Source organism: Brevundimonas sp. GW821-FHT10E09 (assembly GCF_058809375.1).
The window spans coordinates 1-20,624 of sequence record NZ_JBXASO010000025.1 but is presented as its reverse complement, the minus strand read 5'-3'; the positions used below and the strand labels follow the sequence as shown (position 1 = coordinate 20,624).

Annotated in this window: 25 protein-coding genes and 1 tRNA gene; 13 read left to right on the top strand and 13 right to left on the bottom strand. The window is 69.3% G+C overall.

Annotated features, from left to right (window positions below; all coding sequences use genetic code 11):
- The first annotated feature begins 373 nt into the window (after positions 1-373).
- From AC1RSI_RS16450 to AC1RSI_RS16440, 3 genes are all read left to right on the top strand, one after another.
- Positions 374-880 (top strand): ATPase, encoded by a 507-nt coding sequence (locus tag AC1RSI_RS16450; protein WP_447941198.1) that lies wholly within the window; start codon positions 374-376, stop codon positions 878-880.
- Positions 877-1,056, top strand: coding sequence for a hypothetical protein (locus AC1RSI_RS16445; RefSeq protein ID WP_154727094.1), 180 nt, complete (start codon positions 877-879; stop codon positions 1,054-1,056). The genes AC1RSI_RS16450 and AC1RSI_RS16445 overlap by 4 nt, the downstream gene beginning before the upstream one ends.
- 399 nt (positions 1,057-1,455) lie before the next feature.
- Positions 1,456-2,322 (top strand): hypothetical protein, encoded by an 867-nt coding sequence (locus AC1RSI_RS16440; protein ID WP_447941199.1) that lies wholly within the window; start codon positions 1,456-1,458, stop codon positions 2,320-2,322.
- Between the two features lie 154 nt (positions 2,323-2,476).
- Here the strand turns inward: AC1RSI_RS16440 and AC1RSI_RS16435 are convergent, their stop codons facing one another.
- From AC1RSI_RS16435 to AC1RSI_RS16415, 5 genes are all read right to left on the bottom strand, one after another.
- Positions 2,477-3,148, bottom strand: coding sequence for a DsbA family oxidoreductase (locus AC1RSI_RS16435; protein ID WP_230307693.1), 672 nt, complete (start codon positions 3,146-3,148; stop codon positions 2,477-2,479).
- Positions 3,149-3,215: 67 nt separating this feature from the next.
- Positions 3,216-4,124: a DUF1206 domain-containing protein gene (locus tag AC1RSI_RS16430; RefSeq protein WP_154726623.1), complete on the bottom strand. Its 909-nt coding sequence runs from the start codon at positions 4,122-4,124 to the stop codon at positions 3,216-3,218.
- 57 nt (positions 4,125-4,181) lie between these two features.
- A complete protein-coding gene (locus tag AC1RSI_RS16425; protein ID WP_154726622.1) occupies positions 4,182-5,627 on the bottom strand; it encodes a sensor histidine kinase in 1,446 nt (481 codons plus the stop codon).
- A gap of 10 nt (positions 5,628-5,637) precedes the next feature.
- Positions 5,638-6,318 (bottom strand): response regulator transcription factor, encoded by a 681-nt coding sequence (locus tag AC1RSI_RS16420; RefSeq protein ID WP_008263586.1) that lies wholly within the window; start codon positions 6,316-6,318, stop codon positions 5,638-5,640.
- A 2-nt stretch (positions 6,319-6,320) separates the two neighbouring features.
- A complete protein-coding gene (locus AC1RSI_RS16415; protein ID WP_008259736.1) occupies positions 6,321-6,647 on the bottom strand; it encodes a hypothetical protein in 327 nt (108 codons plus the stop codon).
- Between the two features lie 243 nt (positions 6,648-6,890).
- Here AC1RSI_RS16415 and AC1RSI_RS16410 point away from each other — a divergent pair, with 243 nt between their 5' ends.
- A complete protein-coding gene (locus AC1RSI_RS16410) occupies positions 6,891-7,274 on the top strand; it encodes a hypothetical protein (protein ID WP_008260745.1) in 384 nt (127 codons plus the stop codon).
- 162 nt (positions 7,275-7,436) lie between these two features.
- Here AC1RSI_RS16410 and chrR read toward each other — a convergent pair whose 3' ends face one another.
- Together chrR and AC1RSI_RS16400 are read right to left on the bottom strand one after the other, a co-directional pair.
- Positions 7,437-8,075: a cadmium/peroxide/UV radiation responsive anti-sigma factor ChrR gene (gene chrR / locus AC1RSI_RS16405; protein WP_154726621.1), complete on the bottom strand. Its 639-nt coding sequence runs from the start codon at positions 8,073-8,075 to the stop codon at positions 7,437-7,439.
- Complete coding sequence (locus AC1RSI_RS16400) at positions 8,072-8,626, bottom strand: sigma-70 family RNA polymerase sigma factor (protein WP_154726624.1); 555 nt, start codon at positions 8,624-8,626, stop codon at positions 8,072-8,074. Before AC1RSI_RS16400 ends, chrR begins: the two co-directional genes overlap by 4 nt.
- Before the next feature lie 152 nt (positions 8,627-8,778).
- Between AC1RSI_RS16400 and AC1RSI_RS16395 the strand changes: the two genes are divergently transcribed.
- Both AC1RSI_RS16395 and AC1RSI_RS16390 read left to right on the top strand, forming a co-directional pair.
- Positions 8,779-10,134 carry an NAD(P)/FAD-dependent oxidoreductase gene (locus tag AC1RSI_RS16395; protein WP_154726620.1) on the top strand — a complete coding sequence of 452 codons (1,356 nt, stop codon included), beginning with the start codon at positions 8,779-8,781 and terminating at the stop codon, positions 10,132-10,134.
- Positions 10,131-10,910 carry a DUF1365 domain-containing protein gene (locus tag AC1RSI_RS16390; RefSeq protein ID WP_154726619.1) on the top strand — a complete coding sequence of 260 codons (780 nt, stop codon included), beginning with the start codon at positions 10,131-10,133 and terminating at the stop codon, positions 10,908-10,910. Before AC1RSI_RS16395 ends, AC1RSI_RS16390 begins: the two co-directional genes overlap by 4 nt.
- A gap of 5 nt (positions 10,911-10,915) precedes the next feature.
- Here AC1RSI_RS16390 and AC1RSI_RS16385 read toward each other — a convergent pair whose 3' ends face one another.
- Complete coding sequence (locus tag AC1RSI_RS16385; protein ID WP_154726618.1) at positions 10,916-11,362, bottom strand: EF-hand domain-containing protein; 447 nt, start codon at positions 11,360-11,362, stop codon at positions 10,916-10,918.
- Positions 11,363-11,469: 107 nt separating this feature from the next.
- A complete protein-coding gene (locus AC1RSI_RS16380; RefSeq protein ID WP_154726617.1) occupies positions 11,470-11,967 on the bottom strand; it encodes a hypothetical protein in 498 nt (165 codons plus the stop codon).
- A gap of 149 nt (positions 11,968-12,116) precedes the next feature.
- On the opposite strand from AC1RSI_RS16380, the gene AC1RSI_RS16375 reads away from it, so the two are divergent.
- Together AC1RSI_RS16375 and AC1RSI_RS16370 are read left to right on the top strand one after the other, a co-directional pair.
- Complete coding sequence (locus AC1RSI_RS16375; RefSeq protein WP_035307437.1) at positions 12,117-12,821, top strand: response regulator; 705 nt, start codon at positions 12,117-12,119, stop codon at positions 12,819-12,821.
- Positions 12,818-14,140, top strand: coding sequence for a sensor histidine kinase (locus tag AC1RSI_RS16370; RefSeq protein WP_154726616.1), 1,323 nt, complete (start codon positions 12,818-12,820; stop codon positions 14,138-14,140). Before AC1RSI_RS16375 ends, AC1RSI_RS16370 begins: the two co-directional genes overlap by 4 nt.
- Here AC1RSI_RS16370 and AC1RSI_RS16365 read toward each other — a convergent pair whose 3' ends face one another.
- The gene (locus tag AC1RSI_RS16365; protein ID WP_154726615.1) at positions 14,141-15,046 is read right to left on the bottom strand and encodes a LysR family transcriptional regulator; all 906 of its coding nucleotides are present in this window, start codon (positions 15,044-15,046) and stop codon (positions 14,141-14,143) included.
- A gap of 91 nt (positions 15,047-15,137) precedes the next feature.
- Here AC1RSI_RS16365 and AC1RSI_RS16360 point away from each other — a divergent pair, with 91 nt between their 5' ends.
- Positions 15,138-16,115: an NAD-dependent epimerase/dehydratase family protein gene (locus tag AC1RSI_RS16360; RefSeq protein WP_154726614.1), complete on the top strand. Its 978-nt coding sequence runs from the start codon at positions 15,138-15,140 to the stop codon at positions 16,113-16,115.
- A gap of 32 nt (positions 16,116-16,147) precedes the next feature.
- Here the strand turns inward: AC1RSI_RS16360 and AC1RSI_RS16355 are convergent.
- Positions 16,148-16,222 (bottom strand) — tRNA-Val (locus tag AC1RSI_RS16355).
- A 138-nt stretch (positions 16,223-16,360) separates the two neighbouring features.
- The gene (gene cpdR, locus AC1RSI_RS16350) at positions 16,361-16,717 is read right to left on the bottom strand and encodes a cell cycle two-component system response regulator CpdR (RefSeq protein WP_035310150.1); all 357 of its coding nucleotides are present in this window, start codon (positions 16,715-16,717) and stop codon (positions 16,361-16,363) included.
- Positions 16,718-16,831: 114 nt separating this feature from the next.
- Between cpdR and AC1RSI_RS16345 the strand changes: the two genes are divergently transcribed.
- Positions 16,832-17,656 carry an N-formylglutamate amidohydrolase gene (locus AC1RSI_RS16345; RefSeq protein WP_035310157.1) on the top strand — a complete coding sequence of 275 codons (825 nt, stop codon included), beginning with the start codon at positions 16,832-16,834 and terminating at the stop codon, positions 17,654-17,656.
- A gap of 264 nt (positions 17,657-17,920) precedes the next feature.
- Here the strand turns inward: AC1RSI_RS16345 and AC1RSI_RS16340 are convergent, their stop codons facing one another.
- A complete protein-coding gene (locus AC1RSI_RS16340) occupies positions 17,921-18,604 on the bottom strand; it encodes a DUF599 domain-containing protein (RefSeq protein WP_008259721.1) in 684 nt (227 codons plus the stop codon).
- Positions 18,605-18,731: 127 nt separating this feature from the next.
- Between AC1RSI_RS16340 and ppa the strand changes: the two genes are divergently transcribed.
- The 3 genes from ppa to AC1RSI_RS16325 all read left to right on the top strand — a co-directional run bounded on the left by ppa (position 18,732) and on the right by AC1RSI_RS16325 (position 20,461).
- On the top strand, positions 18,732-19,292 hold the full coding sequence (gene ppa, locus AC1RSI_RS16335) for an inorganic diphosphatase (RefSeq protein ID WP_154726613.1): 561 nt from the start codon (positions 18,732-18,734) through the stop codon (positions 19,290-19,292).
- 321 nt (positions 19,293-19,613) lie between these two features.
- Positions 19,614-19,922 (top strand): PadR family transcriptional regulator, encoded by a 309-nt coding sequence (locus tag AC1RSI_RS16330; protein ID WP_154726612.1) that lies wholly within the window; start codon positions 19,614-19,616, stop codon positions 19,920-19,922.
- Positions 19,913-20,461 (top strand): hypothetical protein, encoded by a 549-nt coding sequence (locus AC1RSI_RS16325; protein WP_154726611.1) that lies wholly within the window; start codon positions 19,913-19,915, stop codon positions 20,459-20,461. The genes AC1RSI_RS16330 and AC1RSI_RS16325 overlap by 10 nt, the downstream gene beginning before the upstream one ends.
- The last annotated feature ends 163 nt before the right edge of the window (positions 20,462-20,624 follow it).

The window sequence follows — 20,624 nt, the reverse complement described above, 5'->3', positions numbered from 1 at the left end:
TGACGTCCATCCCGAACCTCAAAAGGGGGTCCCTATTGCACGCCGATAGGGGGTCCCTTTTAGACGCCGATTGACACCTTCAACGTTTTAGAGGCCGATGAAGATCAGAAGAGCACGCCGTCGGAACGGCTCGCGAAAACCATTTACAAGCTAAGAAATAGTATTGTTCACTTTCGACCCGCGACGAAGGTCGAGAAGAAGGGTGATGCCGAGTGGCGCGTCATCACCGATGCAATGATTAACTTGGTGGACGAACTTTACGCGAAGCACGGCGAACGATTTTTCCCACCCTTGGCTGCCTAGTTATTCGAACATCCCCCGAAATACCTCCTTAAACACCGCCACCGGCTGCCCGCCCCGCCCCCCTCCCCCCATGCCCACCCTCGTCCTCCTCGCCGGACCCAACGGCGCCGGCAAGACCACCTTCATCAACCAGTTCCTGCGGGAACGGGCCGAGACCTTCCAGTTCGTCAATCCCGACGAGGTGGCGCGCCCCCTGACTCCCGGTTCGGGTCGCGATCTGGCCGCCGGGCGGATGGTGCTGGAACGGCTGGAGGACCTGATCGCCGCCCGCGCCGACGTGGTGCTGGAAACCACCCTGGCCACACGCACCCACGCGCGGCGCATCCGCGACTGGAAGGTCGCCGGATACAGGTTCGAACTGATCTATCTGCGCCTGCCCTCGGTCGAGGCCTCCATCGCTCGCGTGGCGCATCGGGTCGAGCGCGGCGGCCACGGCATACCGGAAGAGACGCTGCGCCGCCGCTATCCGCTCAGCCTCCAGTACCTGGAGACGACCTACAAGCCGCTGGCCGACGACTGGCGGATCTACGCCAGTGGCGGCGAGGTGCTCGAACTGCTAGATTGGGGACCGCGATGAACAAGCCGCTTTTCGATCACGAAACCATCCTGAAGGCGGGCAAACGGGCCGCCTGGGTCGCCAAGCACGGTACGCGCGAGGAACAGTCCGGCAAGTTCCTGCCGCCGCCCGGCTGGAAGGGGCATCTGGTCACCGCCGCCGACGTTCCGGCCGCGCCCCGGAAGAAGCGGGCCTAACCCTCCCCTTTCGTCATCCTCCGGCAAGCCGCGTCTTCGCGGCGCAGACCGGGGGACCCAGCGGCCTGCGTGAGCAGGACCCTGTCGCGGATGCGGGCGTCTGACATCGCGCGGCGGACGCATTTCGCCTTCGGCGCCTCCCCTGGTCCAAGCTTCGCTTGGCCAGAGGATGACGAAGGGTCCCCCGGTTCCGCTGCGCGGCCCGGAGGATGACGAAAGGAAGGGAGGCGGCCGGGGGCGGCAAAAGCGGGATCACCCCTCAGCGCTCCTAATTCCGTCGTTCCACCCGTTGACTATATTCAGCTTTTCCGGCTCGCGCGCCAATCAACCCAGCACGGTTTCCCGCCGCCGTATAATCCCCCGGTCCCGTTCCGGGGCGGATCGGCCCGGGAGGGGCGTATGGATGGGATCGAGGGACGCCGGCCCTATGGGGACGAGGGCGAGGGCGGCGGCTATGGCGAGAGCGACGGCGGGGGCGGCTATTTCGACCGGCGCCTGACCAACGAGGACTTCGTCGATCCGCCGCGCCGGTCGTCCTGGGATAAGTCGTCCTGGGACGAGGAGCCCCAGGATGAGGCGTCGCACGAGACCCGGCCGCTGTATGACGGGCGGCCCGTGCGCGATCCCTATGACCGGGGCGGCGGCTATCGCCGGGCCTCGGACCAGGCGTGGGCGGCGGCGCGCGACGACTATCTGGCCGGCGACACGGCCGAGACGGTCAGCGCCCGCTACGGCATGGGGGTCAGCACCTTCCGCCTGCGCGCCCGGGACAAGGGCTGGCGGCGCATGGACCAAGTCGATCCCCCCTATGATCCGCTGGACCCGGACGAGGCGGCGGCGGACGGCCCGGCCGACTATGGCCGGATGGCGGACCTGGCCCGGATGCGGCTGAACCGCGCGCTCGAGGCCGGCCGCGCCGTCGAGGCGGCGCGCTGGATGCGCCTGCACCTGGGTCTGACGGCCCTGGCCCGGGATGTGTCGCCGGCCCCGCCGCCTGCGCCCCCCACGCCGGAAGCGCCGCCGGAAGCGCCCCCGCCCGCCCCGAAGGAACCCGACCTCGCCGCGCGCGCCGAAGCCCTCGCCCAGCAGATCTGCGTCATCGCCCAGGAAGCCGCCGCCCTGAAGCCCGGCGACTACGCCGGCCGCGACGCCCTGATGGCCCGGATCGACGCGCTGGACGACCTGGAGCCGGCCGGGATTTCAGACGAATTAGACGATTCAGACGGTGTTTTTTCGCAGGGAGAGTCTGAAACCGGGCCGCCGTGACCGGGGCGGGTGAGGCGTGCGCGTGAGCGAAGGCGTGAGGGGTGAATCGTGATTGGCGAGGGGTGAGTAGCGAGCAAGGGGCGAGCGGGGCGATGCACCGGCGCAAGATCTGCGCTCACCAATCACCAATCACGACTCGCCAATCCCCCTCCCCTCACACCTCCGACGCGATCTTCCTCAGCGCCTCTTCGAACACCTGGGCCGGCTGGCCGCCGCTGATCAGGTATTTGCCCTCGACCACCACGGCGGGGACCGAGCTGATGCCGCGCGACCGCCACAGGTCCTCGGCCCCGCGCACGTCTTGCGCATAGCGGCCCGAGGCCAGGACCTCGCCCGCTTCGGCCCGGTCCAGGCCGGCGGCCTCGGCGGCGCTGGTCAGGACGCCGGCGTCGGTCAGGTTGCGGTTCTCGGTGAAATGGGCCGTGAACAGGGCCTGTTTCAGCGCCTTCTGCTTCTCGGGCGCGGTCTCGTGGGCCCAGTGCAGCAGGCGGTGGGCGTCGAAGGTGTTCCAGATGCGGCTGTCGTCGGTCATGCGCATGTCGAAGCCGACCTCGGCGGCGCGGTCGCGGATCATGGCGCGGTTGGCGGCCGACTGCTCGGGGCTGGCGCCGTATTTGCGGCCGATGTGTTCGACGATGTTCTCGCCCTCGGGCGCGATCTGGGGGTTCAGCTCGAAGGGCTGAAAGGCGATGTCGGCGCCGATCCCCTCGCCCTTGAGGGCGTCCAGCGCCGTCTCCAGCCCGCCCAGGCCCACGACGCACCAGGGGCAGACCACGTCGGAGACGAAGTCGATCTTCAGGGTCTTCATCGGCACGGCTTGGGTCATGGCGAGGGCCTTCTGGAACAGGATGTGTTGCGGAGCATATGGGAAGGCCCCGCGCGACGCCAAGGCCTCAGCCCAGCGTCAGGTCCCGGGGCGACCGGATCCTGCGCCAGCGCGCCTCCACGAAGGCGAAGGCGCCGAAGGCCATCAGCCCCGCCGCCGTCAGCCCCAGCACCCACGACCCGCCGGGCTGGGCCTCCAGCGCGTCCAGCGCCGCCGCCGTCGTCGTCACCTCGCCCGACCGCGCGTGCAGCCCCGCCAGGACCACGAAGGTCCCCAACGGCAGATAGGCGAAGCCCCGCGCGCCATAGCCCGCCCGCGCCAGGGCCGCCGCCGGCCGGCGCACCGCCTCGGGACAGGCCAGGGCCGCGTCGAAGTCGTCCCTGAAGGCCCTGACGATGTTGCCGATCCCGACGCCCAGCACCACCAGCCCCGCCGCGATCAGCAGCAGGCCGCCGAACGGCAGGTCCAGGATCCAGGCCGCCTTCTCCTGGTTCTCGGCGATGCTCTCGGCCCGTTCCGCCGCCTGGCTGGTCGCCTCGCCCGCCTCGTCCAGATACTCGAACACCCCCGCCGCCAGCAGGCCGTAGAACAGGCCGCTGGCCGCCTGCCCCGCCCGCGTGGCCCAGCCCTTCAGGTCGGTTCCCTCATGGTCGGCGTCGAACAGGGCCTGCAGCACGCGCCAGCCGACGAAGGCCCACAGCCCCAGCCCCAGCAGCACCAGCCAGACCCGCCCGAACGGCTGCTCCGCCAGCCAGCCCGCCGCCCCGCCCGCGCCGACCGCGTCGCCGATCCTGTCGGTCGCCGCCAGCAGGGTCAGGGCCCCCGCCGACAGATAGACGAAGCCCCGGGCCCCATAGCCGACCCGCGCCGCCCCCTCGATCAGGGTCGTCAGCTTGGGGATGCGGCGCGTGGCGGGGACGCGGCTGCGGACGGCCTCGCCCAGGGCGGCGGCGGCGTGACGAAGACGGGCGAACATGGCGGCTCCAGCGCGGCGGAGCGGTTCAACGCCCCCGCCCGCCGATGGCTCCCGAGCTCAGGCGCGCGCGGCGTGAGCCGCCGGCAGCTCCAGCACGACCTTCAGCCCGCCCATGTCGCTGTCGCCCAGGGTCAGCCGGCCGCCATAGGCGCGCGTCAGGTCCTCGACGATCGACAGGCCCAGGCCCGAGCCGGGCGCGCTCTCGTCCAGCCGGGCGCCGCGCTTCATCACCGTCTCGCGCTGGTCGGCGGGCAGGCCGGGGCCGTCGTCCTCGACCACCACCACCATCTGGCCCAGGCCGTTCTCGCCGGCCGAGACGCGGACGCGGCGGGTGCTGAACTTGGCGGCGTTCTCGATCAGATTGCCCAGGATCTCCTGCAGGTCCTGGCGTTCGCCCAGGAAGGCCAGGTCGTCGGGCGCGCGCCAGTCGATCTCGGCGCGCTTGTCGCGGAAGACCTGTTCGATCATGACCGCCAGCTCGTCCAGCACCTCGGGCACCGGCGTGGTCTCGCCCAGGCCGTGGGCGGCGCGGGCGGCGGCGCGGGCGCGGCGCAGATGGTGGTCGACCTGGCCCTGCATGACCCGGGTCTGGCGCCGCACCAGTTCCGGCAGCGGGCCTTCGGCGGTCCCGGCCTCGGCCAGCATGACCGAGATCGGGGTCTTCAGCGCATGGGCCAGGTTGCCGACATGGGTGCGCTGGCGCTCGACCACCTCCTGGTTATGGGCCAGCAGCCGGTTGACCTGTTCGGCCAGGGGCTGGATCTCCAGCGGATAGGACCGTTCGATCCGCGCCGCCTGGCCGTGGCGCACGGCCGCGATCTCGTTGCGCAGGTCATACAGGGGCCGCAAGCCGACCTGAACCTGAATGAAGACCGCCGACACCAGGATGAAGCCCAGGATCAGCAGGGCGACCCAGGTCAGGGTGGCGAACTGGCGGGTGTCCACGTCGACGTTGGACCGGTCGATGGCCGCGAAGAAGACCACCGGCGTCGTCCGTCCCGGCAGGGACTTCATGCTGGCCGCCACCCGCAGCGGCTCGCCCGCCGGGCCTGTGGCGTTATAGGTGATGGTCTGGCCATAGGCGTCGTCCAGCCGCCCCGGCAGGTCCGCCGGCACCGTCAGGTCCTCGCCGTACAGCGAGTCCGAGCGGGTGATGATCCGCAGGCCCCCGGCCAGGGTCGGCTCGGCCGTCATCCAGTACTTGCCGGAAAACACCCGCAGAGTGGGGGCGTCCATGATCTGGGGCGTCAGCACCTTGCCGCTCGCCGTCACCGTGCGCACCACCAGTTCGTCGGTGGTCTCGCTCAGCACGTTTCCTAGGCGGCGCAGGGCCGATTCCTGGAACTGGTTGGTCAGGACGAACCCGGTCGCCACCAGGGCCAGCAGAATCCAGCCGGCGGCCAGCCAGATCAGCCGCCGCGTCAGCGACCTGCCCGGCCGCCCGAACCAGCGGCCCCAGCCGCCGGGCGGCGTCCGACGCGCCCCAGCCCCCGTTTCGGTCATTGCGGCGTGATCACGCCGCCTCGGACTCGCCCGTCAGGGGCGCCAGGCGATAGCCCAGACCGCGCACGGTCTCGATCCGGTCGGATCCGATCTTCTTGCGCAGCCGGCCGATGAAGACCTCGATGGTGTTGGAATCCCGATCGAAGTCCTGATCGTACAGATGTTCGACCAACTCCGTGCGGCTGATGACCCGGCCCTGGTGCATCATCATATAGTGCAGCAGCCGGTACTCCAGCGAGGTCAGGCGCAGGGGCTCGCCGTTGACATTGGCCCGGGCCGCGCGCGGGTCAAGACGCAGGCCGCCGCACGACAGGGTGGCCGAAGCGATGCCGGCCGAGCGGCGCAGCAGGGCCCGCAACCGCGCCAGCAGTTCTTCGGTATGGAAGGGTTTGGTCAGATAGTCGTCGGCCCCGGCATCGAAGCCCGACACCTTGTCCGACCAGGCGCCGCGCGCCGTCAGGATCAGGACCGGCGTCGCCTTGCCCTCGCGCCGCCAGCGCTCCAGCACCGAGACCCCGTCGATCTTGGGCAGGCCCAGGTCCAGCACGATCACGTCATAGGGTTCGGTGTCGCCCAGGAACCAGGCCTCTTCGCCGTCGGCGGCGTGGTCCACCGCATAGCCGGCGTCGGCCAGGGCGCCCTTCAGCTGACGCGACAGGTCGGCGTCGTCTTCAACCAGCAGGACACGCATCGTCAGTCTTCTCCCACCACGCGGCCCGAGCGGGCGTCCACGCGAATATCAGCGACCCGCCCGCCGGGATATTCCCAGCGCACCACCACCGTGTCGCCGCGCGGGCTGACGCCCAGCATGCGTCCGTCGCGTCCGGCCCCGACCCGGCGCACCACGGCGCCCAGATCGGCGCGCGGCCCGTCGGCCGAGGGTCGGTCGCGCGAGGGGGCGTCGCGGCGCTGGTCCTGCTGCGGACGCTCTCGGTCCTGGTCGCGCGACTGCGCCAGGGCCTGGGTCGCGGGGACCAGGGCCATCAGGGCGGCGATCAGGAGGGCGCGGGTGCGGTTCATGAAGTCGCTTCTACGGGGCCGGCTCTGAACAGCCGCTGAACGGGGTGTTTGGAAACGGGCGATACGGCCGAAAAGCCGCACGTCCGTCGAATCTATAACAGAGATCGCGCGAACGGGTCTTCCTGCGCCGAAAAGATGAACGGCGGCTGAAACGCGGCGTTCAGATCGGGCTCAGGCGGGAGATGGCTTTCTGGGGACATCGCAGCCCCCGCCGGGGCGCCCCGCACCAGAAGGAACGATCCGATGCTGAACAAGAAAGTCTTCCTGCCCGCCCTCATCCTCGCCGCCGCCGCCTCGGCCGCCCTGCCCGCCGCCGCCCAGTCCTATGGCCCGTCCCATCACGCCCGACCGCCTGTCCATCATGCGGGCTACGGACACTGGTCGTCGATCAACGCCCGCCAGGCCAGTCTGGACCGCCGCATCGACCAGGGCGTCCGTTCCGGCCAGCTCAGCCGCCGCGAGGCGACCCGTCTGCGGGGCGAGTTCAACGGCCTGCTGCGGCTTGAGGCCCACTATCGTCGCGGCGGCCTGACCGCCTGGGAACGCACCGACCTGGACCGTCGCTTCGACCGTCTCTCGGCCCAGATCCGCAACGAACGCCACGATTGGGACCACCGTCGCGGCTGAACGCCATCTCGGTGATTTCCACGGGAGCGCGGTCCGAAAAGGGCCGCGCTCTTTCTCTTTGGGACGGCCCCGTGGGGCTTCGCCCTCGCTTCACAACCGCCGCCGCCAAAGATCGTCATTCGCCCTGGTGCGAAGTTTGAATGACCGTCAGACCTGGCCCGCCTACAGCTTGATGAACGGCTGCATCAGCCGCCCCAGCCAGCCGTCCAGTTCGATCTGCCCGTCCAGCGCCACCACGCACAGGCAGGGACCGGGCGAGACCACGCGCGGCTGGTGCAGCACTTCGCCGTCCGCCTCCTCGAAATCGCCGACGTCGAACCGGGCGGTTTCGGTGGCGTAGGCGCCGTGGATGACGCAGGTCAGTTCGATCCCGCCGTGGGTGTGGCGCGGCGTCTCACGCCCCGGCCCGATCTCCAGCAGGATGACGCGGCAGTCGCCGTCGCGCGGCGCATGGACGTCGCGGGCGCGCATGCCCGGTCCCAGCCATCGCCACGGTCCCAGCGCATAACGGCGCAGGGGTTCAGGCAGGCCGACCATGTCGTTCAGCGGCGTAGACGTCAGAACCTGTCCGGCGTCGGCCTCGGCCCGCGCCAGGACGCGCGCCAGGGCGTCGTCCGGCATCGGTTCGGGCTCCAGATCGTCCAGCAACTCGCCGCCCACGGACTGAAGCGTGCGGACCCAGGCGTCGTTCTGCGGCCGCATCGCCAGATGGGCGGCGACCACCACGGCCTCGGGCGGGCTGAGTGTGCCGGCCGCATAGGCCAAAAGCCGTTCTTCGGAGGGGTTGTGACGGCCGGTCATGCCTCGCCTCCCTTTTCATCGTCCAGCAGGGTGCGCAGTTTGATCATGGCCTTGCGTATTCGGGATTTCACTGTGCCCAGCGGCAGGTCCAGCCGCCGGGCGATTTCGGAGTGGGGATTGTCCTGGAAGAAGGCTAGGCGAAGGACCTCGATCTGATCCGCCGTCAGCCGCGCCATCGCCGTCTTCAGGCGCGCCGCATCCTCGGCCATCAGCACGAGCTGGTCCGGCCGTTCCGGCTCTTCCTGCGACAGTTCGATCTCGGGCATCGGGGTGCGCCGGGCGTCCTGGCGCAGCACGTCCAGGCGCCGGTTGCGGGCGATGGTGAAGATCCAGGTCGCGGCCCGCGCCTTGGAGCTGTCGAACAGCTCGGCCTTGCGCCAGACGGTCAGCATGGCGTCCTGGGCGAAGTCCTCGGCCGCCCCCGCAGGCGCGCCGGCCTTCATCAGATAGGCCTTCAGACGCGGCGCGAAATGTTCGAACAGGCGCGCGAAAGCCTCGCGGTCGCGCCGTAACGCCACCGCCTCGATCAGTCGGTCATGCTCGCCGCCCATGGACGTCACGGGTGGCCGAATCCGCTGAAGCGTTGAAACCTGTCCATGCATGGAACCTAGTACGGTTCTGACGAAAGTCTGGATCATTTCGTGATCCGGCCGCGTACTGGGCGCGTATCTTCGCCACCTGTCGCCCGTCGTTCGGAGTCTTTATGTCCTTGTCGTCCCCTTCCAGCGAGACCGGTCCGCGCCTGCGGATCGCCGTCGTGGGCTCGGGGATCGCCGCCCTGTCCAGCGCCTGGCTGCTGTCGAAGCGCCACGATGTGACGATCTACGAACGCGACGACCGCCTGGGGGGCCATTCCAACACCGTGGACGTCCGCGCCCCGACCGGAGAGACGGCGGTGGACACCGGCTTCATCGTCTTCAACGACGCCACCTATCCGAACCTGATCGCCCTGTTCGCCCATCTGGGGCTCGAGACGCGGGCCACCGACATGTCCTTCGCCGTCTCCCTGGATCAGGGCCGGTTCGAATACGCCGCCCCCGCCCTGTTCGCCCAGCGCCGCAACCTGTTCCGCCCGCGCTTCTGGTCGATGCTGAAGGAGATCCTGCGCTTCTATCGCTCGGCGCCCGGCGGCATGGCCGCCCTGGGCGACAGCGACGTGACCCTGGGCCAGTATCTGAAGCGCGAGGGCTTCAGCGAGGCCTTCCGCGACGACCATCTGCTGCCGATGGCCGCCGCCATCTGGTCGTCGCCGGCCCATACGCTGATGGATTATCCGGCGGAATCCTTCCTGCGCTTCTGCGGCAACCACGGCCTGCTGAAACTGGTCGGCCGGCCCCTGTGGCGCACCGTCGTCGGCGGCAGCCGGGCCTATGTCGAGGAACTGGCCCGCCAGGTCGGGGCCGGGCGAAAGGGCGACGCAGTCCGGCTCCGGCGCGGGGTGGACCAGGTCCAGCGCGTCGACGGCGGCGTCGTGGTTCATGACACCACCGGCGCCCGGGAGCGGTTCGACCATGTCGTCATCGGCGCCCACGCCGACCAGGCCCTGGCCATGCTGGCGGAGCCCACGGCGCAGGAGCGCGATCTGCTGGGCGCCTTCCGCTACAGCCGCAACCTGACCATCCTGCACACCGACGCGGGCCTGATGCCCCGGCGCCGGCGGGCCTGGGCCTCGTGGAACTATATCGGCGCGGACGGCGGCCTGTGCGTCACCTACTGGATGAACAGGCTCCAGGGCCTGCCGGGCCAGGACCTGTTCGTCACCCTGAACCCGCCGCGCCCGCCGGCCGCCGGAACCCTGTTGCGCAGCGAAGTGTACGAGCATCCGATCTTCGACCCCGTCGCCATCAAGGCGCAGAAGTCGCTGTGGAGCCTGCAGGGCCAGGGCGGCGTCTGGTTCTGCGGCGCCCATTTCGGGGCCGGCTTCCATGAGGACGGGCTTCAGTCCGGTCTGGCGGTGGCCGAACAACTGGGCGGGGTGCGTCGTCCCTGGACCGTCGAGAACGAGAGCGGCCGCATCCATCTGGCCTCACCCTCGGTCCAGATGGAACCGGCGGCGTGACAGGCTCGGCCCTCTATGTCGGCAAGGTGTTTCACGCCCGCCTGCGGCCGACGCCGCACCGGCTGAACTACCGCGTCTTCTGGCTGATGCTGGACCTGACCGAGATCGACGCCCTGCACGGCCGGCTGAAGACCTTTTCACGCAACCGGTTCAACCTGCTGTCCTTCCACGACCGGGACCACGGCGACGGCTCGGACCGTCCGCTGCGGGCCCAGATCGAGGCGCGGCTGGCCGAGGTCGGGGTGGACGTCGGTCAGGGCGCGATCCGTCTTCTGACCATGCCGCGCGTCTTCGGCTTCGTCTTCAATCCGATCAGCCTCTACTACTGCCATCATGAAGACGGGCGGCTGGCCGCCATGGTCTATGAAGTCACCAGCACCTTCGGCGAGCGGCGGTCCTATGTCCTGCCCGTCCTGGCGGCCGACGCCCAGGCCGGCCGGTTCCGGCAACGGACCGACAAACGCCTGTATGTCTCGCCCTTCATGGACATGGACATGACTTATGACTTCAAGGGTCAGACGCCCGGCGACACCCTGGCCCTGGTCATCAACGGCTCGGACAGCGAGGGCCTGCTGATCGCCACCAGCATGAACGGCGCGCGCCGGCCGATGTCCGACCGCGCCCTGATCGCCGCCGCCCTGGTCATGCCCCTGCTGACGCTGAAGGTCGTGGCCGCCATCCATTGGGAGGCGCTGAAACTCTGGCTGAAGCGCGTGCCCCTGACCCGCAAGCCCGCGCCGCCCCCCGACGTGCTGGACCTGCGGCACAGGGGTTAGGGGCCTCAGCCCCCCAGGGTCATGGCGCGCGCCAGATCGGCGATTTCGTCGCGCGTGATGAAACCGTCGCGGTTGCGGTCGGCGGCGGCGAAACGGTCTCCGTTCAGGGCGCGGAACTCGTTCAGATCGACGGCGCGGTCATTGTTGCGGTCAATGGCGCGCAGCTTCTGAATCTGCTCGCGGCTGGGGCGTCGCTGCGGAGCGGGGGCGCCGTCCGGGCGCAGGGCGCGCAGTTCGGACATCGTCAGACGGCCGTCGCGATCGGCGTCGGCCCGGGCGAACCGGCCCTCGCGCGCAGCGTCGAACTCGACCCGCGACAGGCGTCCGTCATTATTGACGTCCGCCTGCTGGAACAGGGCGCGACCGACGCCGGTCGGGGTCTGGGCGGGCGCGGCCGTGGCGACGACGGCGATCGCCGCGGCGGACAGGACGGACAGAACAAGGCTTTTCATCGGGCTCTCGATCGGAAAAGGGGCCCCGGCCGCACGGTTGGGGGGACGCGGCCGGGGCGACGGGCGGAGCCGGGGGTGAGGCGCTCCGCCCGAACCGGGAAAGGGGGTCAGTTGGGGCGAGTGACTGTAGAACTGCGCGTGGCGCCGTTGTTCGCGGTGGCGGTGCGGTTCACGGTGACGCCGTCGTCGTCGCGATAGGCGTCGATCTGGCGGTCATAGCCGTAGCCGTTCGAGGTCTGAAGGCTGGACGACCGGCTGTAGCTGTCATCGCCGTGGGCGATCGAGGCGGCGCGGGTCTGGGCGTTGCCGGCCGGACCGGTGCGGACGGCCGTCGTGGCGTAGCCGTTCCCGGTGTCCACCGTGGTCCTGGCGCGGGCGCTGGACCAGCCCTGGCCGTCCACCGATCCATAGCGGGAGACCGTGGCCGAGCCGGGGCTGCGGTAGATATCCGCGCCGCGCATGGCGCTGTGCTGGGCGCCGGTGACGCTGGCCGAGCGGTGGCGGGAAACCGACTGAGCCATGGCGCTGTCGGCCGCAGCGGCGAGGCCGGCGACCACCAGCAGCCCCGTCAGGGCGGCGGCTGCGAAGGGACGACGGGAGGTCATGGGCAGGCTCCTTGTGCGAGGTCCGGCCTGTTCCGGACGACTGCAGACTGACAGATCGGCCCGTCCGGGGTGTGTCGCCCCGGCGCCCGTGCGTAACAGCGTGTATCCTCTACTGGCGGGGCGGAGGCGGTTGCGCCAAAGCTTGGCCCATGACGACGGCTTTGATCCATCTGGTCGAGGACGACCCCGAAATCCGCGACCTGGTCTGCGCCCTGCTGGCGCGCGAGGGTCTGGACTGCGCGGCCTTCCCCGACGCCGCAGCCTTTTGGCGAGCCTGGGCGGTCCAGCGGCCGGACCTGGTGGTGCTGGACCTGATGATGCCGGGCGAGGACGGCCTGTCGGTCTGCCGCCGCATCCAGGGCGCGGTCCCGGTGCTGATCGCCTCGGCGCGAGGCGAGCCCATGGACCGGATCGTGGGGCTGGAGGTCGGGGCCGACGACTATGTCGCCAAGCCGTTCGTGCCGCGCGAGCTGGTCGCCCGCATCAAGGCCCTTCTGCGTCGCCGCGACCGGGCCGAACCCCGGCCGCCGGCCCGCCGTCTCGCCTTTGGCGGCTGGCGCCTGGACCTCGCCTCCCGCGCCCTGACCGATGCGGATGGCCAGGCGGTGGAGCTGACCGGCGGGGAGTTCGACCTGCTGGCCGCCTTCGTCAGGCGTCCGCAGCAGGTCCTGTCTCGCGACGACATCATGGACGTGCTGAAGGGCCGCCAGGCCGACGTCTTCGACCGCTCCATCGACATCCAGGTCTCGCGCCTGCGCCGCAAGCTGGGCGACCATCCCCGCGAACCCCGGCTGATCCGCACGGTGCGCAACGCCGGCTATCTGTTCACCGCAGACGTCGAGGTCCAGTCGTGAGACGCCTGGGCCTCGCCAACCGCCTGACGCTGACGCTGGTCCTGGTCGTGGTGGCGCTGCAGGCGGTCAGCGTCCTGGGCCTGATGAGGTTCCAGCGCGGCGATCAGGACGAATGGCGCCTGCCTGTGCCGGTGCGGATCGCCGCCGCCGCCGCCGCCCTGGACCGCACGCCGTCGCAAGAGCGGGACGACCTGCTGGTGGCCCTGAACGGCGACGCCACCCGCTTCTTCATCGCCGACGGGGTTCCGGCCGGCTATCGCGCGCACGGCGGCCCCCTGCCCGCGCTGTTGCGCAGCTATGACGCGGCCCTGGGCGCGCGCGACGTCCGCCTGCTGGTTCCCGAGGAGCGCCGCCGCTTCCGCCCTCAAGTCCAGCGACGACAGACCGCCGTCTATGCGGTGTCGGTCGCGTTGGCGGACGGCCAGAGGCTGGTGGTCGCGCCGGGCCTGGGGCAACGTCGCCGCAGCATGGCCATGGCCGCCCTGGTGTTCAGCCTGCTGGTCGGGCTGACGGCCGCCTTTCTCGTGTGGCGGATGGTGCATCGGGCGACCCGCGACCTCCAGGCCATCGCCGACGCTTCCGACCGTTTCGCCCGCGATCTCGGCGCCCCGCCGATGGACGAGACGGGCCATGCCGAGGCGCGCCGCGTGGCCTCGGCCTTCAACCGCATGCGGGCGCGCATCAAGGCCCTGGTAAGCGAGCGCATGCGGATGCTGGCCGCCGCGGCGCACGACCTGAAGACCCTGATGACCCGGCTTCGGCTACGGGTCGCCCTGATCGAAGACCCGGACCAGCGGGCGCGGGCGGACCGGGACGTGGCCCTGATGGCCACCTTGATCGAGGATGTGCTGCTGGTCGCGCGCGGCGAGGAAAGACCCGCTGTCCTCGTCCCCGTCGATGTCGCCGAACTGGTGACGGAACTGGTGCGGGAACGCGCCGCCCTGGGCCAGGCGGTGACCCTGGGACGGCTGGAGGCGGGACGGGTCCAGGCCGACACGGGCGGCCTGCGCCGGATTCTCGAGAACCTGATCGAGAACGCCGTGACCTACGCCGGTTCCGCCGAGGTCGGCTTCGAACGCGACGACGACCGCTGGCGGCTGACGGTCGTCGATCACGGTCCCGGCCTGTCGCCGGCGTTCGAGGCCCAGGCCTTCGAACCCTTTGCGCGGGGCGAGGCGTCGCGCAGCCGCGAGACCGGCGGTTCCGGTCTGGGCCTGGCGATCGCCCGTTCCCTGGCCGAGCAGATGGGCGCGAGCGTCCGCCTGGAGACCACGCCCGGCGGCGGCCTGACCGCCGTGATTCTGTTCAGGACCGACTGATTACCGCGCCGAGGACTCTATGATCCCCGACAGGCCCTCGACCAGGGCGTCGAAAACGGCGCGGCAGCGGGCGTTTCCGCGCAGATCCTCGTGCATGACGATCCAGGTCTCCAGCGCCATATGAAAGGCGTCGGGCAGGACGCGGACCAGATCCGGCTGGCGCGCCGCGACGACGGCCTGGCAGATGCCGATCCCGAACCCGGCGCGGATGGCCGCCAGCTGGGCCACGTCGCTGTCCACTCTCAGGGCGAAGGCGTCGCGGCTCAGGGCCGGATACTGCTGGACCGCAGCCCGGATCGCAGGGGTTTCGACATCATAGCCGATCAGGTCGTGATCCTTCAGATCGGCCAGGGTCCGGGGCGTCCCGCGTCGCGCCAGATAGTCGCGATGGGCGTGCAGGCCGATGACCAGGGCGCCGACATGGCGCGAAACCAGGGCCTGCTGCTCGGGCCGGACCATGCGAACGGCCACATCGGCCTTGCGCTGCAACAGGTCGTCCAGGGCGTTGGACGGCGACAGCTCCAGCGCCAGCCCCGGATGGGCCTGACGCATCCGGGCCAGTATGGGCGGCAGATGTTCGACCGCCACCACCTCGCTGGCGCTGATCCGCACCGTGCCGGAGAGGGCGCCGCCCCCGCCCCCACCCTCGGCGGTGCGGCGCAGGGCGGCCGAGGTCGCGGCCAGCCGCTCGGCCAGGGGCTTCAGCTCCAGCGCCGCGTCCGTGGGTGACAGGCCCCGGGGCGTGCGCAGGAACAGCTTGGCGCCCAGGGCCGTCTCCAGGGCGTCGATATGGCGGGCGATGCTGGGCTGGCTCATGTCCAGACGCCGCGCCGCACCGGACAGCGACCCCTCGCGCAGCACGGCGTGGAAGGTGCGATACAGATCCCAGCTCGGCTCACTGTTCATTGGTTTTCGTATAGCAGGTGCAGATATTTCGACAATTCCGTTGATCCGGCGTTCGGTCGATACAGGCTTCATCAAACGGATGGAGCGCGACATGACGACGAAATCAGCCCTGGTTCTGGGCGCCACGGGCGGCGCGGGCGGGGCGGTGGCCGAGCGGCTGCTGAAGGCGGGATGGTCGGTGCGCGCCCTGCATCGCCGACCCGAGGGCGTGCGCGGCGACGCGCGGATCGCCTGGATCAGGGGCGACGCCATGTCGGCGGCGGACGTCGCGGCGGCGGCCGAGGGCGTGTCCCTGATCGTCCATGCGGTCAATCCGCCCGGCTATCGCAACTGGAACACCCTGGTGCTGCCGATGCTGGACAACACCATCGCGGCGGCCGAACGGAACGGCGCGCGCATCCTGCTGCCCGGCACGGTCTATAACTACGGCCCTGACGCCTTCCCCGACATCGCCGAGGACGCGCCCCAGAACGCCAGGACCCGCAAGGGCCGCATCCGGGTCGAGATGGAACGTCGCCTGAAGGCGGCCGCCGATCGCGGCCGGGCCAAGGTGCTGATCGTCCGCGCCGGCGACTTCTTCGGGCCTGAAGCGGCCAACAACTGGTTCAGCCAGGGTCTGGTCAAGGCCGGCGAACGGCCGACCGCGATCACCTATCCGGGCAAGCCGGGCGTCGGGCACCAGTGGGCCTATCTGCCGGACGTGGCGGAGGTGATGGTGCGCCTGGCCGAGCGCAACGACCTGGAGGCTTTCGCCCGCTTCCACATGGAGGGCCAATGGGACGCCGACGGAACCCGGATGACCGGCGCCATCCGCCGCGTCCTGGGCGAGCCCAAGCTTCCGATCAAGCCCATGCCCTGGCTGGTGATGCGTCTGGCCGCGCCCTTCGTGCCGCTGATGCGCGAACTGATGGAGATGGCCTATCTGTGGAAACGCCCGGTCCGCCTGACCAACGCCCGGCTGGAGGCCCTGATCGGCCCCGAACCGCGCACGGCGCTCGACGAGGCCGTGCGGGCCACCCTGGCGGGGATCGGCAGCCTGTATCCGGCCCATGCGGACAGGCGCCCGTAGAGGGTGAAGAAGACTGACTGTAGAAGGGAGAATGGTGGACGCGACAGGGATTGAACCTGTGACCCCCTCGATGTCAACGAGGTGCTCTCCCGCTGAGCTACGCATCCGCCGTAGGGCCCCGGGAAATCGCCCCGGGGCGGGAAGAGCGGTCGTATAGCGGCCCGGCCTGGCGGCATCAAGCCGATTTCACGGCCAGATTACGATTTTTGGGAGAACGACGTTAAACGCGTCGCTCAGGTTCAGCGTCAGGCCGCGACCATCCGTTCGACTTCGCTGACCAGATCGCGCAGATGGACCGGCTTGGACAGGACCTTGGCCTGGGGCGAGGCCTGGGCGGCGGTCAGGGCGACGGCGGCGAAGCCGGTGATGAACATGATGCGCAGGCCCGGCTGACGGGCGGCGGCGACGCGGGCCACCTCGATCCCGTCGGCGCCGGGCATGACGATGTCGGTCAGCAGCAGGTCGTAGGGGCCGTGTTCCAGGGCGTCGATGGCGTCGTCGCCGTTCTCGCAGTCGACGACATGATGTCCCGCCCGTTCGAGCGCCCGGGTGAGGAAACCGCGAAGCGAACTGTCGTCTTCGGCCAAAAGGATGCGCGCCATTCGAGAAGTGCCCGTTTAATCAGGGACGCAACCTAGGCCGACAAGCGTAAACCGGCGATGAAATTCACCGGTCGAACGTCTTCCTTCCACAGCGAAACCCGTTATGCGGGGATCATGACCACGGACGGGGCCAGTTTCGCGATCAGCCTGCCGCCCGCCGCGGCCCCGGAAACGGCCCTGGTCTTCGCCTCGCCCCATTCGGGCGAGACCTATCCCGACGACATGGGGGCCTTCGCCGGACTGGCCCGCGCCAGCCTGAAAAGCGCCGAGGACGCCCTGGTCGGCGCCCTGGTGCGCGAAGGGCCGGCCCATGGGGCGCCCCTGATCGAGGGGCGGATCGGCCGGGCCTATCTGGACCTGAACCGCGACCCTGGCGAACTGGATCCGGACCTGATCGTCGATGCGGACGGGCCGGTGGGGGCCAAGACCCGGGCTGGATACGGCGTCATCCCCCGGCTGTCGGGCGACGGCCTGGCCCTGTATGATCGGCGGCTGTCCCTGGCGGAGGCCCAGGCGCGCATCCGGACCGCCCACGCCCCCTATCACACGGCCCTGGCCGAACTGATGGAACGGACGCGGGCGCGGCGGGGCCGGGCCGTACTGATCGACTGGCATTCCATGCCGACGCGGGCGGTGGGGGCGGAGGTGGTGCTGGGCGACCGGCACGGATCGTCGTGCCAGGCGCGGCTGACCCGGCGACTGCGCGACCTGTTCGAGGGGCTGGGCTGGCGGGTGGCGCTGAACCATCCCTACGCCGGGGGCTGGTCCACCCAGGTCTGGGGCCGGCCGGCGGACGGCTATGAGGCGATCCAGATCGAACTGAGCCGCAAACTGTATCTGGACGAGGCGACCCAGACGCCCAACGCGACCCATGCCGCGACCCGCAAGGCGCTGAACCGCGTCATCGCCGCCCTGTGCGCGGACGACGGGGCGGCCTGACCCCGGCCCCCTGCCCCCGGATCGGCGCGGGACGAAAAAAAGCCGCGCCCGGAGGCGCGGCATAAAAGTCTATAGGGAGGAAACGCCCAGGAAGGGCAAGACGCCCGGAGGCGTCGAAGGTCAATCTAGGTTGCGATGCACAATCGGTCAAGCGCTGCGCGCGGTTTTCGGGTCACGGCATGTTACGCAATTACGGCGCTTTCGCCCCAATTCGACGCACTGGGGCAGGAGAGGACGTCCCCTGTCGCACCTGCAAAATAACCGTCATTCACCCAGCAGGCGCCGCGCATTTCGAATGGCGCGGGCGGCGGGCGACGCCTCCTGGCGATAGATCAGCAGGCCGAAGGACGAGGCCACGCCCAGGGCCAGCCACAGCGGGCCGAACAGCCAGGCCGCCGCCGCCAGGGCGAAATAATAGCCCCGGACCCCCTGGCTGAACGAACTGAGCGCGGGATTCAGCAGTTCGGCCGCCGCCTCGCCGAACGCCTTGCGGTCGATCTCCTTGTTGATCTCGGGCGCCGAGCCGATCAGGGCCAGGGTGTAGTTCATCTGGCGCAGGGCCCAGATGAAATCCAGGAAGCCGCGCGCCAGGCAGATCAGCACCAGGGCCAGCTTGGCCTCCAGGATCCTGGTCGGCACATTGTCCGCTCCGACGGCGGCGAAGCCTTCCAGCTTGCTCTCGCCCCCGAACAGGATGCCGCCCACCGCCGCGATCAGCAGCAGATTGGTCGAGGCGAAGAAGGAGGCCGAGTTGATCGAATGGCCCATCAGCTGGCTATCGACCAGGCGGATCTCGCGGTGGGTCATCGACGCCATCCAGACCCGGCGGACATGGCTCATGTCGTCGTTCAGCGAACCGCCGTGGCGGCCGATGAACTTCAGGATCGGCGCATAGCCGAGCCAGCAGATGAAGAAGAGCGCCAGCGCGGCCCAATCAACCCAGGTCATCGCGCGAATTGAGCCCAGTCGCCGCTGTGGCGCAAGTCCGCCGACTCAAGTCGCGCTTGCCGAGGCCGCGCGCGCGTCCTATCACGCGCGCCTCACAGAATTTCGCAGACGCAGCAAAGACCCCGCCATGAACCTCGACGCTATTCCGGTCGGCCCGAACGCTCCCTGGGACGTCAACGTCGTCATCGAAATCCCGCAGGGCGGGCTGCCGGTGAAATACGAGATGGACAAGGAATCCGGCGCCCTGTTCGTCGATCGCTTCCTGCACACCGCCATGTACTATCCCGGCAACTACGGCTTCATCCCGCACACCCTGTCGGACGACGGCGACCCCTGCGACGTGATCGTGCTGAACCCGACGCCGGTCGTGCCCGGCTGCGTCATCCGCTCGCGCCCCATCGGCGTGCTGATGATGGTGGACGAGGCCGGCGGCGACGAGAAGATCCTGGCCGTGCCGGTCGACAAGCTGAACCCCTATTACACCGACGTCGCCAGCTATCGTCAGCTGCCGGCCATCCTGATCGAGCAGATCGAACACTTCTTCACCCACTACAAGGATCTGGAGAAGGGCAAGTCGGTCACGGTCAAGGGCTGGGGCGACGCCGGCGAGGCCGCCGAAATGATCGCCAAGGGCATGCAGGCCCACCAGGACAAGCTGGCCGCCAAGAAGGCCGGCAAGGCCGCCTGATCCAGGCTCTCGTCTCCTCCCCCTCCGGGGGAGGTGGCGCGGCGCTTCTCCAGCGCCGTGACGGAGGGGGCGCCCCCGCAAGACCGGCGCCTCTGCGACGCCCAGACCCCCTGCCCGCCACGCCTGCCCTCGCGCTCGCTTAGGCCAGGCCCATGGGCGATCTCCTCCCGCCCGAAGGAGACGGGCGCGCGCCAAGGTCTGCTTTCCGGCCTGCCGTCGATTTCGCAAACCGACCCCCAGCAGACCTCCGGAACGTCCGTAGCCGATGGCCGGGCGTAGAGGCACGTTGACATTCCGGTCACCCTATGTAGAGTTTCAACTATGGCCAAGGATCCTCGACTTTCGATGGCAACGCTCAAGGTCCTCGGCGCCTTGATGGAGCATGGGGCGAACGAGTTTTCTGGGGCAGAAATCAGTAAGAAGACCGGGCAACCGTCTGGGACGCTCTACCCGATCCTCGCCCGTCTGGAGGCGGCAGGTTGGCTGGCTAGTCGATGGGAAGATGGCGATCCGTCGGCGATGGGCCGTCCGCGCAGGCGGCTCTACAAGGTCACGACCGTGGGACGGGTGAAAGCCCAATGTGTCGGCGCGACGGTCCGCGCTGATCTCGGAGGTCTGGCATGGGCATGACCGCGACCATCCTGACAGGGATTCTCGCAAGCATTCTCGCGAGCATCTTTTTCAATGAGTTCGTTCAGTGGCGGCCCCTGGTCGTACGCAAGCTGATTGCACTGGCAGTCCGCCGCCTGCCAGGAAACCAGCGGGATCGGTATCTCGAAGAATGGACTGCGCACAGCAACGAGGTTCCTGGTGACTTGGGGAAAGTCATTGTCGCAATCGGCTGCTTGGTCGCGGCTGAGTCGATGGCCGGCAAGGCCAACGTGTTTGAGCGCGTCTTCGCCTTTACGGCCGTGCTCTTCCTGGTTCCCGCTCTGGCGCTAATCTTCTTCGGCTTGCTAGCGTCCGGAACACGTCCGCTGCATGTTACCCACTCCGAAGATGAAACAAGGCTGCGTTTCAGCACTCCGCCGACGCTCCTAGGGTCTTTCCTCTACCAGACCGGCCTGAACGATCTGCCTATGCTGCTGACGGTAGTTGCCGGCCGCCATTCGCTTGGGGACTTCTCTCTGAGGCGGATTCTGAATCTCCTCAAAGACGAAGACCGTTAGGGTAGCCATCGGTCTATGACGAGTGGCGGGCTTGCCAGCGACAGGTCATGGAAGGCGTGGGGTACGATTTCCGGCCGTAGACCAATGTCCGCTTTCCATCTGTGGACGCCCCCTTCAGCGCAAGAGTGATTTTCGGGAATTTCTGACACGTAGTCGGATGCTG